The following is a 15,537-nucleotide window of genomic DNA, read 5'->3' as shown; positions in this document are numbered from 1 at the left end:
TCCGGCCGAGCAGAGTAGCCGGACCGGAGCGATGGGGCCACCCCGTACGCGAGGATGGTGGCCATGAACGTCATCATCACCGCATCGGAACTGGCCGGCGACCTGGCGGGGGCGAATCCGCCGGTCGTGCTCGACGTCCGCTGGCAGCTCAGCCTGGCGAAGGCCGCGGGGGAGCCGCCGTTCGACGGCCGGGCCGCGTACGGGTCCGGGCATGTGCCCGGTGCGGTCTACGTCGACCTGGACCGGGAGCTCGCGGGAGCCCCGGGCGAACGGGGCAGGCATCCGCTGCCCGACCTCGCGGCGTTCGGTTCCGCCATGCGCCGGGCGGGTGTCTCGGCCGACCGGCCGGTGGTCGTGTACGACGGCGGGCAGGGCTGGGCGGCGGCGCGCGCGTGGTGGTTGCTGTGCTGGACGGGTCACCCGGACGTGCGGGTCCTCGACGGCGGGTTGCCGTCGTGGGAGAGCGACCTCTCGGTCGACGTCCCCGCGCGCGTGGAGGGCGACTTCGAGCCGGTGCCGGGTGCCACGGGCCTGCTCGACGCCGACGGGGCCGCCGCTCTCGCCCGCTCCGGAGTGCTGTTCGACGCCCGCGCGGGGGAGCGGTACCGGGGTGAGGTCGAACCGGTCGACCGGGTCGGCGGCCACATCCCGGGCGCCGTCTCCGCGCCCACGAACGACAACGTGGGTCCGGACGGCCGTTTCCTTCCCGCGGAGGAGCTGAAGGACCGTTTCAAGGCGCTGGGAGCGTCCGACGGAGCCGAGGTCGGCGTGTACTGCGGCTCGGGCGTCTCCGGCGCCCACGAGGTACTTGCGCTGGCGGTCGCGGGTGTTCCGGCGGCCCTCTATGTCGGCTCCTGGTCGGAGTGGTCCTCGGACCCGGCCCGGCCGGTGGCGGTGGGCCCGGACCCCCGGTAGCCGTAGCGCACACGCGCGTGGGGGAGGGCCGCACCGAGCAGGTGCGGCCCTCCCCCACGTACGTACGGGCGTGCGGACCGGACTCCGTGAACCGACCGGCGCCCCGGGCGAGTTGCCCGAGGGCCGGTCCTGGCCGGTTACTCCTGCTTCTTCCGGCGGGTGCCGAACACGATCTCGTCCCAGCTCGGCACTGCGGCCCGGCGGCCCGGACGGACGCCGTCCGCCTCGGCCTGGCGGTCGGTGGCGCCCACCAGACGGTCGCGGTGGCTGCCGACGGAACGCGGCATGAGGACGTCCGCATAGGCGGACCCGGCGGAGGCGGCCGGTGCCGGGGGTTCCTCGGTGACGGGCTCCTGCTCGTCGGGTTCCTCCGCGGCGGGCTCGGCCGGGCGCTCCGGGACGACCATGTCGCCACGGAAACTCGGCACCGCCTCCAACAGGCTGGTCAGCGAGTCGCGTTCACGCTCGCCGATGCTCTCCTCGGCCGGCTCGGACGGCTGGGGCGGCAGGCTCGGCCGGTCCAGGGTGCGGTCCAGCGGACGGTCGCGCGGCAGCCGCGCGATGCGCGGGACGAACGGAAAGCTGGGCTCGGGAGCGGCCAGGTCGTCGGACTCGCCGATCAGCGAGCGCGCCTCGTCGTCGACCGCCTGGACGAGCCGCCGGGGCGGGTCGTACGTCCAGCTCGCCGAGTGCGGTTCGCCCGCGACCAGATAGACCAGCAGGACTTCCCAGGTGCCGTCGTCGCGGCGCCACGAGTCCCACTGGACGGTGTCCTTGTCGGCGCCGCGCAGCAGCAGCCGTTCCTGGACGGCCTCGCCCAGTTGGGGTCCGGCGTTCTCACCGGGCCGGCGGACCGGAGTCTTCCGGGCCCGCTCGGCCATGAAGGCGCGCTCGGCCAGCACGGGGCCCTCGAACCGGCGCACACGGTCGACGGGGATGCCGGCCATCTGGGCGACTTCCTCCGCGGTGGCACCGGCACGTATACGCGCCTGGATGTCACGGGGGCGGAGATGGCTCTCCACCTCGATCTCGATCTGGCCGAGGCGGGGACGGTCGCCGCGGACGGCGGCGCGCAGACGCTCATCGATCGGAAGCGTGTACTCCGTGCTGTCCGCAGCCTTCAGCACCAGCCGTGTGCCGTCATTCGAGACGGCCACGACACGCAGTTCGGGCATGGGGACCTCCCGGGTGGTGCCTGCCGACGTCACGTGCGTCGCTGCTTCCGCTAGTCGAGTGTGGCCTGCCCGGGTGCAGCCTGCCACAACCTTGCCGAGTTGTTCGGCGTGTCGGGCACAGGCCCTCCGCCGCCGTTATGGCACGGTTACCTATTCGCCACGCTCAGTGACCAACCCCGTCACCCTGTGCAATCGGTCCCCCTCCAGCGGTCCAGCGAGGCCCCGGACGTCCTGGCAGGAGACCGGGCCCAGGGCTCGCAACAGTACTCCATTTGGGCCACGTGCGTGGATTGGCGCGCCACTCAACTTCTGGCGGCGGGTGCGAATTGACGCTCGGTGACGGGCGTTCGGCGATCTTGGCTGTGGCGTGGTTCACGGAATCCGCCGAAACGGAACTATCCGTTTCGTCCTTCCGTGCGACGGCCGGCGGCACCTGCTCCCCCGGCCGCCGAGAGCGGCGCGGGGGCCGACGGCCCCCGCGCCCGGCAGACCCGCTACGCCCCCAGGACCCTGCGCAAGTAGTCGTTCTGGAACCGGCGGTCGGGATCCAGCCGGTCCCGCAGCGCCGTGAACTCGCCGAAGCGCGGATAGACACCGGCGAAGTACTCCGCGTCCCGCGTGTGCACCTTGCCCCAGTGCGGCCGGCCCTCGTGGGCGGTGAAGATGCGCTCGGCGGCGGTGAAGTACCCCTGGTAGGGAGTCCCCTTGACCATGTGGACGGCGATGTAGGCACTGTCGCGGGCGGAGGCCGTGGACAGGGTGATGTCGTCGGCCGGCGCGGTGCGCACCTCGACCGGGAAGCTGATCCGCAGCCCCGAGCGGTCGAGCATCGACCTCAGCTCACGCAACGTCTGGGTCACCGCCTCGCGCGGGACCGCGTACTCCATCTCCACGAAGCGCACCCGGCGAGGGGACGTGAAGACCTTGTACGGGATGTCGGTGTAGGTACGCGCGGACAGGGCCTTGCTGGAGATCTGGGCGATCGTGGGGATGGTGGCGGGTGCCGCCCGTCCGACCCACTGGGCCACCTGGAAGACGCCGTTGGAGAGGAACTCGTCCTCGACCCAGCTCGAGACCTGGCTCACCGGCCTGCGGGGACCGGCGCTGCGGTTGTTGCGCTTGGTGTTGGTGCTGCCGGTGTGCGGGAACCAGTAGAACTCGAAGTGCTCGTTCTCGGCCCACAGTGCGTCGAACTCGGCGAGCACCCTGTCGAGGGGCATCGGCTCCTCCCGCGCGGTGAGCAGGAAGACCGGCTCGACGGCGAAGGTGATCGCGGTGACGATGCCGAGGGCGCCCAGGCCGATCCGGGCGGCCGCGAAGACCTCGGGATTCTCCTTCTCGGTGCAGACGAGCACCGAGCCGTCGGCGGTGACCAGCTCCAGGCCCTTGATCTGAGCCGCGATCGAGGCCGACTCACGGCCGGTGCCGTGCGTGCCGGTGCTGGTGGCCCCGGAGACGGTCTGCTCCATGATGTCGCCCATGTTCGTGAGCGACAGACCCTCGCGCGCGAGCGCCAGGTTGAGTCTCTTGAGCGGCGTTCCGGCCTCGACCGTGACGGTCATGTTGTCGCGATCGATGTTGCGGATGCCGGTCAGGAGCTGCGGGCGGATCAACACGCCGTCGGTCGCCGCGATCGACGTGAAGGAGTGGCCGGTGCCGACGGCCTTCACCCTCAGCCCGTCCTCGGCGGCCCGCCGCACCGCCTCGGCCAGTTCGTCGACGGAGGCGGGCGTGACCTCCCGCGCGGGGCGTGCGGCGACATTGCCGCCCCAGTTACGCCACGTGGCGTTCTTCCCGCTCGTCGTGCTGCTCAACGGTGCCTCCCCGACCCGGAGCCGGCCTGCTCAGCCGGCGGTACCCCAGGAAACCGACCGCGACCGCGACGGCTCCGGACACCGCCGGAACCCCGTACCCGGCCCGTGCGCCCGCCGCGTCGATGACCCAGCCGGCGATGGAGGACCCGAGCGCGACGCCGACCGCGAGCCCGGTGCTGATCCAGGTCATGCCCTCGGTCAGTTGCGCGCGTGGTACGTGCTCTTCGATGAGGGACATGGTGGTGATCATCGTGGGAGCGATGGCCAGGCCCGCAAAGAACAGCGCCACGGCCAGAAACGGCAAGTTCCCGACCAGTAGGAGGGGGATCATACTCACGCCCATCATGGACACGCCCAGCAGCCAGCGCCGTTCCGCCGCCCCCTCGGGGTGCAGCAGTCCGAACACGAGCCCGGCCAGGCACGAACCCGCCGCGTAGATCGCCAGGACGACGCTCGCGGCGCCCTTGTGGCCCTGCTCGTCGGCGAAGGCGACGGTGACCACGTCGACCGCCCCGAAGATCGCTCCGGTCGCCACGAACGTGGCCACCAGGACCTGGAGACCGGGTGAGCGCAGGGCTGAACCGCCGTCGCGCTGCCCGCGCGGGTGCGGCACGGGCTCGGTGGCCCGCTGGGCGGTCAGCCAGAAGACGCCGACGGCGAGGAAGCCGGCCGCGAGGAGCGGACCCGCCTCGGGGAACCAGACCGTGGACAGGCCGATGGAGATGATCGGCCCGAAGATGAAGCACACCTCGTCCACCACGGACTCGAAGGAGTACGCGGTGTGCAGTTTCGGCGTGCCCCGGTACACGGCCGCCCAGCGGGCCCGGACCATCGCGCCGAGGCTCGGCACGGTGCCGATGCCGACGGCGCACACGAACAGCACCCAGTCCGGCCACGCGAAGTGCGCGGCCAGCAGCAGCCCGGCCGAGGCGGCCAGCGCGACCAGCGTCGCGGGGCGCAGCACCCTGCGCTGACCGTGCACGTCCACCAGGCGCGAGATCTGCGGACCGAAGGCGGCGGCGGCCAGCGCGATGGTCGCCGACAGCGCCCCTGCCAGCCCGTAGCGTCCCGTGAGCTGGGAGACCATCGTGACCACGCCGATGCCCATCATCGACAGCGGCATCCTGCCGAGGAACCCCGCGGCGGAGAAGCGCTTGGAGCCGGGGGCGTCGAACAGGGCGCGGTACGGGCTGGGCACGGGGTCTCCGGTGGGTCCTGGCACGCGCGCGTGGCGGCTCGGCGCGGGTGAGGGAAGGCGATTCGGCAGGGACTCGGCAGGACATGCGTGAGCCCGACTGAAGCAGTAAGGCGTGAACGCCGCTCATACAGCTTACGAAGTTAGGCCACCCTAATGCATCAGGGAATCCGGGCGCCGTCGCGTCCGGCGCCCGCTCCAGGGCCCTCACGGCACCCCACCGTTTACCGCCTGTCGGAGACGGGTGGCAGGATCGACTCATGCGAGACGCGCTCGATGCCAGCCCCTACGACGCCCTGCTCCTGCTCTCCTTCGGCGGCCCGGAAGGCCCGGACGACGTGGTTCCGTTCCTGGAGAACGTGACGCGCGGGCGCGGTATCCCCAAGGAACGCCTCAAGGAAGTCGGGCAGCACTACTTCCTCTTCGGCGGGGTCAGCCCGATCAACGAACAGAACCGGGCCCTGCTGGAAGCCCTGCGCAAGGACTTCGCCGATCACGGCCTCGACCTGCCGGTCTACTGGGGAAACCGCAACTGGGCCCCGTACCTCACAGACACCCTGCGCGAGATGGTCGCCGACGGCCGCCGCCGCATTCTCGTCCTCGCGACCAGCGCCTACGCCTCGTACTCCGGCTGCCGCCAGTACCGCGAGAACCTCGCCGACTCGCTGGCCGCGCTGGAGGCCGAGGGCCTCGAGCCGCCGAAGGTCGACAAGCTGCGGCACTACTTCAACCATCCCGGCTTCCTGGAGCCCATGATCGAGGGTGTGCTGCGGTCCCTGGCCGACCTCCCCGACAACGTCAGGGACGGCGCCCACCTCGCCTTCTCGACCCACTCCATCCCCGTCGCGTCCGCGGACACCTCGGGCCCGGTCGAGGGGCAGGGCGACGGCGGCGCGTACGTGCGGCAGCACCTGGACACCGCGCGGCTCGTCGCCGACGCCGTCCGCGAGCGGACCGGCGTGGACCACCCCTGGCAGCTCGTCTACCAGTCCCGCTCCGGCGCGCCGCACATCCCCTGGCTGGAGCCCGACATCTGCGACCACCTGGAGGAGCGGCACGCGGCCGGCGCCCCGGCCGTCGTGATGGCCCCCATCGGCTTCGTCTCCGACCACATGGAGGTCCTCTACGACCTCGACACGGAGGCCACGGCGAAGGCCGGCGAACTGGGCCTGCCGGTGCGCCGCTCGGCGACCGTCGGCGCCGACCCGCGTTTCGCCGGCGCGATCCGTGAGCTCGTCCTGGAGCGCGCCGCGGCACAGAGGGGCCAGGACGTCACCCCGTGCGCCCTGGGGGCGCTCGGCCCGAGCCATGACCTCTGCCCGGTCGGCTGCTGCCCCGCCCGCGCCCCCAGGCCCGCCGCCGCGGGCGCCGACAGCCCCTACGCGTGAGGAACGGCGTGACCGACCCCCTGCACACGGAACTGCTCGAGCTCGCCAAGGAGGCCGCCCGCCGGGCCGGCGAGCTGCTGCGGGACGGCCGCCCGGCCGATCTCGCGGTCGCCGCCACCAAGTCGAGCCCGATCGACGTGGTCACCGAGATGGACATCGCGGCCGAGAAGCTGATCACGGGCCTCATCTCCGAGCACCGCCCGGACGACGGCTTCCTCGGCGAGGAGGGCGCCTCCGTCGAGGGCAGCAGCGGAATCCGCTGGATCATCGACCCTCTCGACGGCACGGTGAACTACCTCTACGGACTGCCCACCTGGGCCGTCTCCATCGCCGCCGAGCAGGACGGTGAGACCGTCGTCGGGGTCGTCGGGATCCCGATGCGGGACGAGACCTTCCACGCGGTGCGTGGCCGCGGCGCGTGGCGGACCGGCGCACGGGAGGGCGAACGCGCCCTCTCCTGCCGTCCCGCGGCGCCCCTCGACCAGGCCCTGGTCTCCACCGGCTTCAACTACGTCACCGAGGTCCGCGCCCACCAGGCCGACGTCGCTCAGCGGCTGATCCCGCTGGTGCGGGACATCCGGCGCAGCGGCTCGGCCGCGGTCGACCTGTGCGACGTGGCCGCGGGCCGGCTCGACGGCTACTACGAGCGCGGGCTGCACCCCTGGGACCTCGCCGCGGGCGACCTGATCGCCCGGGAGGCGGGCGCGCTGACCGGTGGGCGGCCCGGAGAGCGCCCCGCCCGTGATCTGACGGTGGCGGCCACCCCCGGCGTCTTCGAGCCCCTCCAGCGGCTCCTGGAGGACGCGGGCGCCTGGCACGACTGAGCGCGTTTCCGCGCGGACACGCGAAAGGGCCCCGGCGCTGGATTCGCCGGGGCCCTCCGCTTGCCTGCGAACTGCTCAGACGCTCGTCGCGCCGACCTCCACACCGTGCTCGGCGGCGAGGCGGCGCAGGTCGTCGAGCTCGGCCTGTTCCACCTCGACGAGGAAGTCGTCGCCCTCGTCGCGAGCCCGCGTCAGGTCGGACTCGGTCGTCCTTATGCGCTGCAGAAGTCCTGCGGTGAATGCGTCCATGCTGCGCCCCCTCGTCCAGGGTCGTGGGTCGGTGGCACGGGGGTGTGCCGGTTGGGAAGGGGCGATCACGTCTGCCATAGGTGCCCAGCGCTGCCCTGCCGGGCGGCGACGGTGCCGGACACCCACGCCCGCTCTGCAAGCGGAAGAGGGAGTACCACATGGTGTTGTGGCACATGCAGAGCGTGATCGCGTGGTGTGTAAAGCCGTCCTCCCCCCGCTCCATTCCACGGAAACCTCAACGTCTCGAGAAAATTTCGCATTCCCGGGCTTCACACCCGGCCTTCATCCCGCGCACACCCGCCTTACCGCCGACTTATGGCCGAAAAGGGCAGGATGGAAGCCCACAGTCACCAGAACCCCTGCCCGCGTGCGCTCACGGAGCGCTACGCGGGTGGACACAGGAAGGACAAGCGACGTGCGCGTACTCGTCGTCGAGGACGAGCAGCTGCTCGCCGATGCGGTGGCCACCGGACTGCGCCGGGAGGCCATGGCCGTCGACGTCGTGTACGACGGTGCGGCCGCCCTGGAGCGCATCGGCGTCAACGACTACGACGTGGTCGTCCTCGACCGGGACCTGCCCCTCGTGCACGGCGACGACGTCTGCCGCAAGATCGTCGAACTCGGCATGCCCACACGGGTGTTGATGCTCACGGCTTCGGGCGACGTCAGCGACCGCGTAGAGGGACTGGAGATCGGCGCCGACGACTACCTCCCCAAGCCCTTCGCCTTCAGCGAGCTGATCGCACGCGTGCGTGCCCTCGGCCGGCGCACCAGCCTGCCGCTGCCGCCCGTCCTGGAGCGGGCCGGCATCAAGCTCGACCCGAACCGCCGCGAGGTGTTCCGCGACGGCAAGGAGGTCCAGCTCGCACCGAAGGAGTTCGCCGTCCTGGAGGTGCTGATGCGCAGCGAGGGGGCGGTGGTCTCCGCGGAGCAGCTCCTCGAGAAGGCCTGGGACGAGAACACCGACCCGTTCACCAACGTCGTCCGCGTGACCGTCATGACGCTCCGCCGCAAGCTGGGCGAACCCCCGGTGATCGTCACGGTCCCGGGTTCCGGCTACCGGATCTGATCGCCGTGGCATCGACACCCGCGCCCGCCCAGGCGCCTCCGAAGCCCACCTGGGACCCGAGGCGGCCGCAGACGCCCTTTCCCTGGCTGCGCCCGACCATCCGCATACGGCTCACGCTGCTGTACGGCGGGATGTTCCTGATCGCCGGCATCATGCTGCTGTCGATCATCTACCTGCTGGCCGCGCAGGCCCTCCACGAGGGCGGCGGCGGCCAGTCCCTGGACATCCGCGGGGTCGGCGGCCTCGACGTCCACAGCACGAGCTGTCCCGCCGTGAACTCCGCGCCCACGGACGAGGTCAGCTCGATACTCAAGCAGTGCGACGCCGTCCAGCGCCAGCACGCCCTGGACGACCTCCTCAGCCGTTCCCTGCTGGCTCTCCTGGGCCTCGCCGTGATCGCCTTCGCCTTCGGCTACGCGATGGCCGGCCGGGTGCTGTCCCCGCTCGGCCGGATCACCCGCACCGCGCGCGCGGTGGCGGGCTCGGACCTGTCCCGCCGTATCGAGCTGGACGGACCGGACGACGAGCTGAAGGAGCTGGCCGACACCTTCGACGACATGCTGGAGCGTCTCCAGCGGGCGTTCACGGCCCAGCAGCGCTTCGTGGGGAACGCCTCGCACGAGCTGAGGACCCCGCTGGCGATCAACCGCACGCTGCTCGAAGTGCACCTCTCCGATCCGAACGCGCCCGTGGAGCTGCAACAGCTGGGCAAGACGCTGCTGGCCACCAACGAGCGCAGCGAGCAGCTCGTCGAGGGCCTGCTGCTGCTCGCCCGCAGTGACAACCAGATCGTCGAGCGCAAACCGGTCGACCTGGCGGAGGTCGCCGAACAAGCCGTCGACCAGGTGCACGGCGAGGCGGCGGCCAGGGGCGTGGTGATCCGGGGTGAGCAGAAGCCCGCGGTGGTGCAGGGCAACGGCGTCCTGCTGGAGCGGATCGCGCTCAACCTGGTGCAGAACGCCGTACGGTACAACGTGCAGGAGGGCGGCTGGGTCGAGGTGACCACCGAGGTCCAGCACGGGCAGGCGGTCCTCGTCGTGTCCAACACCGGACCGGTCGTACCCGCATACGAGATCGACAACCTGTTCGAGCCTTTCCGAAGGTTGCGGACGGAGCGGACGGGCAGTGACAAGGGGGTCGGACTGGGTCTGTCCATCGTGCGGTCGGTGGCCCGGGCGCACGGCGGTCATATCGCGGCCCAGCCGCGCGAGGGGGGTGGGCTCATGATGCGGGTCACGTTCCCCGTCTGAGATCATGTCGCCGACACACGCGGGGATGTTCGCTTTGCGCGGAATTTTCTGGGTCCCGACCTGGCTCTCCCGTGTGTGATCGATCACAAGGACGAATTTCCGGCCATCTACTCTCCGTGATCATGAATGCCGTCGTAAAGCCCGGAAAATCCGGGTTTTCAGGGGTCCTGATCACGGGAAGTACACGGTGAGACGCCTTTGAAGTGCGGCATTCGGACCGTGTACGGTCCGCATCGCCATCCAAGCCGATCACTCTTGAGGAGTCCGGTTGGGTGTCGATTGAGTAACAGACCTTGATGTGAGGCAAAATCTCCGCCTCGAGGCGGGCACAAGTCCGGCCTCTCACGCGTTACGTGCGCTGGAGACACCGCAGACACCCAGAGGGGGAGAGGCGAAATGGCTACCGATTACGACACCCCACGCAAGACCGATGACGACGTCGACTCAGACAGTCTTGAAGAGCTGAAGGCCAGGCGGAACGACAAGTCCGCCTCAGCAGTCGATGTCGACGAATTCGAGGCGGCGGAGGGGCTCGAACTGCCCGGCGCAGACCTCTCGAACGAGGAACTGGCCGTCCGGGTGCTGCCGAAGCAGCAGGACGAGTTCACCTGCATGAGCTGCTTCCTGGTGCACCACCGCAGCCAGCTGGCCCGGGAGAAGAACGGCCAGCCGATCTGCCGCGACTGCGACTGAGGCGGGGTCGGCCGTGACTGGCTCGACCCCTCCTCGGAAGCGCCGCTTCCCCTTCCGGGGAACGGACAAAGGGCCGGCCCCCGGCCCTCACGGCGTGCGTGACGACGAGCGAGGCTCATCCGGCACGGGAGAGATCCCTGCGGGATCGGCCTCGCTCGAACCCGCGTCTGACCGGACTGACCTCCCGGTACCCGCGCGGAACGCCGCCCCCGTCGCCAGGCGGAGGGCGGCGGTCATCCGGGACAAGGCGACGGAGCTGGCCCGGGAAGGCGTCCGCAAGGGCGGCAGCCGCGCCAGGGCGGGACTGGGGCACCTCGCCGACCGGATCATCGAGATCGCCCCGCGGATCCCCGTACGGGACCTTCAGACGCTGCGCAGGCAGTTCCCCGGCCTGGCGCCGGAGCAGCTCGCGGACAAGCTCGTGGCGGGCGCGGCGAACGCGACGTCCACCGTCGGAGCGGGCATCGGGGCGGCAGCCATGCTTCCCGTGCCCCCCGCGATGCCGACCGAACTGGCCGCGGAGATCACCGGGGTCGCGGCGATCGAACTCAAACTGATCGCCGAACTCCACGAGGTCTACGGAGTGCGGCCGGCGGGCAACCTCAAGGACCGCAGTACCGCGTATCTGCGCTCGTGGTCGGGCGAACGCGGGATCGACGTCATGAAGCCGTCGTCGATCAACTCGGCGCTCGGCGGTCAGATGAGGCGCGAGCTGCGTCAGCAGATCATGAAGCGCATGGTCCGTGACCTGCCGAACCTGATGCCCTTCATGGTCGGCGCCGCCGTGGGCGCGGTCATGAACCGGCGGGACACCAGGAGACTGGCCGCGAAGGTCCGCGCCGACCTGCGCAGGATGCAGGTGCCGTGGGACACGCTGACGGAACTGCCTCCGCTGGAGAAGCCGGCCGATCCACTGGCGATGGGGGAGATCCCCGCGAACCCCCTGAACCCCGAAGAACCCGCCGACCTCGAGGACGGCGACGGCCCGGGACACCGCAGACAGCTGGGGCGCTGAGAGGGTCTGCCAGGCCGGCCGGGCCCGGCCGAGGGGTCCGGCTACGCCGCGGTCTCCCGCGCCGCCTTCAGCGCCTCCGCCAGGCGCTCCGGCTCCCGCGTCGACAGATACAGGTAGGGCGTGGGGTCGGCCGGGTCGGTGACCTCCACCCGCAGGGCCGTGGGGATGTACGCGCGCAGCAGCAGGAAGGCCCGGGTGTCGGCCTTGTACGTGCGCCAGGCGCGCGCCTCGTCCGCGTCCAGGACCTCTGCCTCGCCCAGTGCGGCGACCGGGATCTTCGCCTCGCCCGCGATCAGGGAGTCGCCCACGATCCGGATCCGCAGGGAGCCGTAGGAGCTGGCCACGACCGCGGCGGCCGCGGTGCCGCCGACCAGGCCGCCGAGCAACGGCAGGGTGCCGAAGGGCAGCAGGATCAGGGCCATCGAGACACCCACGAGGAACGAGACGAACCACCATGAGCGGGGGGCGGTGAGGCGTTCTTCGTACGGGGTGGCGGAGAGCTGCATGGAGCCAAGCTTGGCACGGTGTCCGGATACGACGGACGCGCGGGTAAGGTCTGCGGCTGTGAGTGGTACTTCCGCAGCTCTTGAGCCTCCGGCCGATGCCGTGAAACCCGTCCGGCACCCCGACGCTCCCGTGCCCGGCGAGCTTCTCGGTGCCCACTACGAACACTGTTTCGGATGTGGCGGCGGGCAGACCCACGGGCTGCACCTGGAGGCGCGGGCCGGCGAGGGAGTGACCGTCACCGCCGAGTTCACCGTGCAGCCCGCCCACCAGGGTGCGCCCGGCCTCGCGCACGGCGGGATCCTGGCCACCGCACTGGACGAGACACTCGGCTCGCTGAACTGGCTGCTGCGCACGATCGCCGTGACCGGGCGGCTGGAGACCGACTTCGTACGGCCGGTGCCCGTGGGGACCACGCTGTACCTGGAGGCCGAGGTGACGGCGGTGGCCCGGCGCAAGATCTACTCGAGTGCCACCGGACGGATCGGCGGCCCCGACGGGCCCGTCGCCGTCCGCGCCGACGCGCTCTTCGTGGAGGTCGCGGTCGAACACTTCGTGAACCACGGGCGCGAGGCGGAGATCCGGGCCGCGATGAGCGACCCCGACCAGAGCCGGCGCACCCGCGCCTTCGAGGTGAACCCGTGAGCCGTGACTTCCTGGACGTCCTGATCCGGCGCGTCGACCCCGAGGTACCGCTTCCGGCGTACGAGCACCCGGGCGACGCCGGAGCCGATCTGCGCACCACGCGCAGTCATGAACTTGCGCCCGGTGAACGGGCCGTGCTGCCCACGGGGGTGTCCATCGCCCTCCCCGACGGGTACGCGGCCTTCGTGCACCCGCGTTCGGGGCTGGCCGCCCGGTGCGGCGTCGCCCTCGTGAATGCCCCGGGGACGGTTGATGCCGGGTACCGTGGGGAGATCAAGGTGATCGTGGTGAATCTCGACCCGCGCGAGACCGTGCGGTTCGAGCGCTTCGACCGGATTGCCCAACTGGTCGTACAGCAGGTCGAGAAGGTCCGCTTCCAGGAGGTCGCGGAGCTTCCCGAATCGGCGCGGGCCGCGGGGGGCTTCGGGTCCACCGGCGGGCATGCCGCCGTGGGCGGTGCAAGCGGTACAAGCGCCTCGGCCGCCGATGGCGGCGCGACGGGTGGGAATCGATACGCATCGGTCGTATCCGACCGGGAAGGACAGTGACGTGTTCGGACGTCGCAACAAGAAGGGTGCCGCCGAGGACGCGGCCGGCGAGGCCGAGCAGGTCGTCGACAGTGTCGACGCTGAGGCGGACGAGGTAGAGGGCGGGCGCGAGCGCGTGCGGCTCGAGCCCGAGCCGAGGCCCGACGGGCCCTGGGACGACTCGGAGGTGCGCGACCCGGCCGAGGGCCGTGTGGACCTCGGCGGGATCTTCGTGCCCGGGGTCGACGGCATGGAACTGCGGGTCGAGGTCGCCGGTGACGCGATCGTCGCGGCGACCGTCGTGCTGCGTGACAGTGCCATCCAGCTCCAGGCTTTCGCCGCCCCCAAGCGCGAGGGCATCTGGGGCGAGGTGCGCGAGGAGATCGGCTCCGGTATCACCCAGCAGGGTGGCATCGTGGACGAGGTGGAGGGCCCGCTCGGCTGGGAGCTGCGGGCGCAGGTGCCGGTGCAACTGCCGGACGGCACGGGCGGCTTCCACGTCGTGCGGTTCGTCGGTGTCGACGGCCCCCGCTGGTTCCTGCGCGGGGTGATCTCGGGGCAGGGTGCCGTGCAGCCGCAGGCGGCCGGTCTGCTCGAGCAGATCTTCCGGGACACGGTCGTGGTCCGCGGCGAGGGCCCGATGGCCCCCCGCGATCCGATCGTCCTCAAGCTGCCGAACGACGCGCAGATGGTCCCCGAGGGCGTCCAGCAGCAGGACGAGAGCTCCCGCTTCTCCGGCGGCATGGGCCAGTTGCAGCGCGGACCGGAGATCACCGAGGTCCGCTAGACCGCGACGGCGGGCCGCACGGCCACAGCAGCGCCGCAAGGGCCGCACTCCTCACGGGGTGCGGCCCTTCGCCGTGCCCGCGCCTGCCGTTCATTGTTTGACGTGTTCATCCTTGCGGCTTTCTCGTGCGTGAACCCTTGACGGTCCATTGGTCTGGACCTACGGTCTCCGCTCAGCTTGTGGTTCATATGAGCGCTTTTTGTTCACATACAAGAACGACAAGGGAGCCGCTGTGCGCCGAACCGCCTTCCTGGTGACCGTCACCGCCCTGGTCCTGGGCGCTCTCGTGCCCGTGAACGTGCCGCACGCCCGAGCCGTCCCCGCCGCCCCCGCCGCCTTCGCCCATCCCGGGGTCACCGTCTCCCGGGCGCAGCTCGACTTCGTCCGGGGCAAGGTCGGCTCCGCGGCCCAGCCCTGGAAAGGGGCCTTCGACCAGCTGCTGGCGAGCAAGTACGCCGACCTGAGCCGTACCCCCGCACCCCGCGCCGTGGTCGAGTGCGGCTCCTATTCCCAGCCCGACCACGGCTGCACGGACGAGCGGCAGGACGCGCTCGCCGCGTACACCGACGCCCTCGCCTGGTACGTCACGCGGGACGAGCGGTACGCCAAGAAGGCCATCGAGCTGATGGACGCATGGTCGGCCGTCGTCAAGGACCACACCGACAGCAACGCGCCCCTCCAGACCGGCTGGGCCGGCTCGTCCTGGCCGAGGGCCGCCGAGATCATCAAGTACACGTACACCGGCGCCTGGGCGAACTCCGGCCGCTTCGCGACCATGCTGCGGGATGTCTACCTGCCCGAGGTGATCAACGGCTCCCACTCCAACGGGAACTGGGAGCTCTCCATGACGGAGGCCGCGATCGGCATCTCCGTCTTCCTCGAGGACCGGTCGTCGTACGACAAGGCCATGGCGAGGTTCCGCACCCGCACGGCCGCCTACGTCTACCTGGCCTCCGACGGCGAGCTGCCCAGGACCGTGCCGAGCCAGAACCTGAACACCCGGGACAAGATCGTCGCCTACTGGCAGGGACAGGGCACCTTCGTCACCGGCCTGACCCAGGAGACCTGCCGCGACCTCACCCACACCGGCTACGGCATCTCCGCGATCTCGCACGTCGCCGAGACCAGCCGGATCCAGGGGCAGGACCTCTACGGCACCGACGTCGGCGAGCGGCTGCGGCAGGCCCTCGGCTTCCAGGCCAGGTACCAGCTCGGCGCGAGCGTCCCGAGCTCGCTGTGCGGAGGTTCCCTGAACCTCGGGCTCGGCCCGGTCACCGAGATCGGCTACAACGCGCTGCACAACCGCCTGGGCATCGCGATGAGCAACACGGGGACGCTGACGCTGCGCAACCGTCCGGCCGCCGGCAACAACCTCTTCGTCGCCTGGGAGACGCTCACCCACGGGGACAATCCCGCGTGAACCGTTTCGGGGGGCTCGTCCGATGAAGGATCGAGGGGCGACGGTGTCCGTCTCACCGCGTCAGAGA

At 71.0% G+C, this 15,537-nt stretch carries 16 protein-coding genes; 11 read left to right on the top strand and 5 right to left on the bottom strand.

Translation table 11 applies throughout. The annotated features are described in order from the left end of the window. Window positions 1-63 precede the first annotated feature (63 nt). Window positions 64-915, top strand: coding sequence for a sulfurtransferase (locus OHS71_RS11485; RefSeq protein WP_328479287.1), 852 nt, complete (start codon window positions 64-66; stop codon window positions 913-915). A 137-nt stretch (window positions 916-1,052) separates the two neighbouring features. Here the strand turns inward: OHS71_RS11485 and sepH are convergent, their stop codons facing one another. The 3 genes from sepH to OHS71_RS11470 all read right to left on the bottom strand — a co-directional run bounded on the left by sepH (window position 1,053) and on the right by OHS71_RS11470 (window position 5,102). Next, window positions 1,053-2,090, bottom strand: a complete 1,038-nt coding sequence (sepH, locus tag OHS71_RS11480; RefSeq protein ID WP_328479286.1) for a septation protein SepH — start codon at window positions 2,088-2,090, stop codon at window positions 1,053-1,055. A 494-nt stretch (window positions 2,091-2,584) separates the two neighbouring features. Further along, window positions 2,585-3,904: a D-arabinono-1,4-lactone oxidase gene (locus OHS71_RS11475; protein WP_328479285.1), complete on the bottom strand. Its 1,320-nt coding sequence runs from the start codon at window positions 3,902-3,904 to the stop codon at window positions 2,585-2,587. After that, window positions 3,864-5,102, bottom strand: a complete 1,239-nt coding sequence (locus tag OHS71_RS11470; protein WP_328479284.1) for an MFS transporter — start codon at window positions 5,100-5,102, stop codon at window positions 3,864-3,866. The genes OHS71_RS11475 and OHS71_RS11470 overlap by 41 nt, the downstream gene beginning before the upstream one ends. A gap of 257 nt (window positions 5,103-5,359) precedes the next feature. On the opposite strand from OHS71_RS11470, the gene OHS71_RS11465 reads away from it, so the two are divergent. Then, the gene (locus OHS71_RS11465) at window positions 5,360-6,487 is read left to right on the top strand and encodes a ferrochelatase (protein ID WP_328479283.1); all 1,128 of its coding nucleotides are present in this window, start codon (window positions 5,360-5,362) and stop codon (window positions 6,485-6,487) included. 8 nt (window positions 6,488-6,495) lie between these two features. Continuing rightward, entirely contained in the window at window positions 6,496-7,311 is an 816-nt protein-coding gene (locus OHS71_RS11460) for an inositol monophosphatase family protein (RefSeq protein WP_328479282.1), read from the top strand. A gap of 75 nt (window positions 7,312-7,386) precedes the next feature. On the opposite strand, the gene OHS71_RS11455 is transcribed toward OHS71_RS11460, so the two are convergent. Further along, window positions 7,387-7,560 carry a hypothetical protein gene (locus tag OHS71_RS11455; protein WP_328479281.1) on the bottom strand — a complete coding sequence of 58 codons (174 nt, stop codon included), beginning with the start codon at window positions 7,558-7,560 and terminating at the stop codon, window positions 7,387-7,389. A 415-nt stretch (window positions 7,561-7,975) separates the two neighbouring features. Here OHS71_RS11455 and OHS71_RS11450 point away from each other — a divergent pair, with 415 nt between their 5' ends. The 4 genes from OHS71_RS11450 to OHS71_RS11435 all read left to right on the top strand — a co-directional run bounded on the left by OHS71_RS11450 (window position 7,976) and on the right by OHS71_RS11435 (window position 11,587). Then, entirely contained in the window at window positions 7,976-8,629 is a 654-nt protein-coding gene (locus OHS71_RS11450; RefSeq protein WP_020125132.1) for a response regulator transcription factor, read from the top strand. Window positions 8,630-8,634: 5 nt separating this feature from the next. Then, a complete protein-coding gene (locus tag OHS71_RS11445; RefSeq protein ID WP_328479280.1) occupies window positions 8,635-9,879 on the top strand; it encodes a sensor histidine kinase in 1,245 nt (414 codons plus the stop codon). A gap of 396 nt (window positions 9,880-10,275) precedes the next feature. After that, the gene (locus tag OHS71_RS11440; protein ID WP_003993510.1) at window positions 10,276-10,572 is read left to right on the top strand and encodes a DUF4193 domain-containing protein; all 297 of its coding nucleotides are present in this window, start codon (window positions 10,276-10,278) and stop codon (window positions 10,570-10,572) included. A gap of 13 nt (window positions 10,573-10,585) precedes the next feature. Beyond that, window positions 10,586-11,587, top strand: coding sequence for a hypothetical protein (locus OHS71_RS11435; RefSeq protein WP_328479279.1), 1,002 nt, complete (start codon window positions 10,586-10,588; stop codon window positions 11,585-11,587). Window positions 11,588-11,628: 41 nt separating this feature from the next. On the opposite strand, the gene OHS71_RS11430 is transcribed toward OHS71_RS11435, so the two are convergent. Beyond that, complete coding sequence (locus tag OHS71_RS11430) at window positions 11,629-12,093, bottom strand: DUF3093 domain-containing protein (protein WP_328479278.1); 465 nt, start codon at window positions 12,091-12,093, stop codon at window positions 11,629-11,631. Window positions 12,094-12,151: 58 nt separating this feature from the next. On the opposite strand from OHS71_RS11430, the gene OHS71_RS11425 reads away from it, so the two are divergent. The 4 genes from OHS71_RS11425 (at window position 12,152) to OHS71_RS11410 (ending at window position 15,470) form a co-directional block, all read left to right on the top strand. Beyond that, the gene (locus tag OHS71_RS11425) at window positions 12,152-12,736 is read left to right on the top strand and encodes a PaaI family thioesterase (RefSeq protein ID WP_328479277.1); all 585 of its coding nucleotides are present in this window, start codon (window positions 12,152-12,154) and stop codon (window positions 12,734-12,736) included. Then, complete coding sequence (gene dut, locus OHS71_RS11420) at window positions 12,733-13,284, top strand: dUTP diphosphatase (RefSeq protein WP_328479276.1); 552 nt, start codon at window positions 12,733-12,735, stop codon at window positions 13,282-13,284. The genes OHS71_RS11425 and dut overlap by 4 nt, the downstream gene beginning before the upstream one ends. A gap of 1 nt (window position 13,285) precedes the next feature. Further along, on the top strand, window positions 13,286-14,050 hold the full coding sequence (locus tag OHS71_RS11415; protein WP_328479275.1) for a DUF3710 domain-containing protein: 765 nt from the start codon (window positions 13,286-13,288) through the stop codon (window positions 14,048-14,050). 232 nt (window positions 14,051-14,282) lie between these two features. Beyond that, entirely contained in the window at window positions 14,283-15,470 is a 1,188-nt protein-coding gene (locus OHS71_RS11410) for an alginate lyase family protein (RefSeq protein ID WP_443046907.1), read from the top strand. Window positions 15,471-15,537: the final 67 nt, after the last annotated feature.

The sequence above is a fragment of the Streptomyces sp. NBC_00377 genome (assembly GCF_036075115.1).
Lineage (GTDB): Bacteria > Actinomycetota > Actinomycetes > Streptomycetales > Streptomycetaceae > Streptomyces.
The sequence above is the reverse complement of the archived record's forward strand: the minus strand, read 5'-3'. Positions and strand labels throughout refer to the sequence as shown.

Coding starts and splice junctions, on each gene's coding strand:
- OHS71_RS11485 (WP_328479287.1), top strand. CDS start 64: ATGAACGTCATCATCACCGCATCGGAACTGGCCGGCGACCTGGCGGGG.
- sepH (WP_328479286.1), bottom strand. CDS start 2,090: ATGCCCGAACTGCGTGTCGTGGCCGTCTCGAATGACGGCACACGGCTG.
- OHS71_RS11465 (WP_328479283.1), top strand. CDS start 5,360: ATGCGAGACGCGCTCGATGCCAGCCCCTACGACGCCCTGCTCCTGCTC.
- OHS71_RS11455 (WP_328479281.1), bottom strand. CDS start 7,560: ATGGACGCATTCACCGCAGGACTTCTGCAGCGCATAAGGACGACCGAG.
- OHS71_RS11440 (WP_003993510.1), top strand. CDS start 10,276: ATGGCTACCGATTACGACACCCCACGCAAGACCGATGACGACGTCGAC.
- OHS71_RS11430 (WP_328479278.1), bottom strand. CDS start 12,093: ATGCAGCTCTCCGCCACCCCGTACGAAGAACGCCTCACCGCCCCCCGC.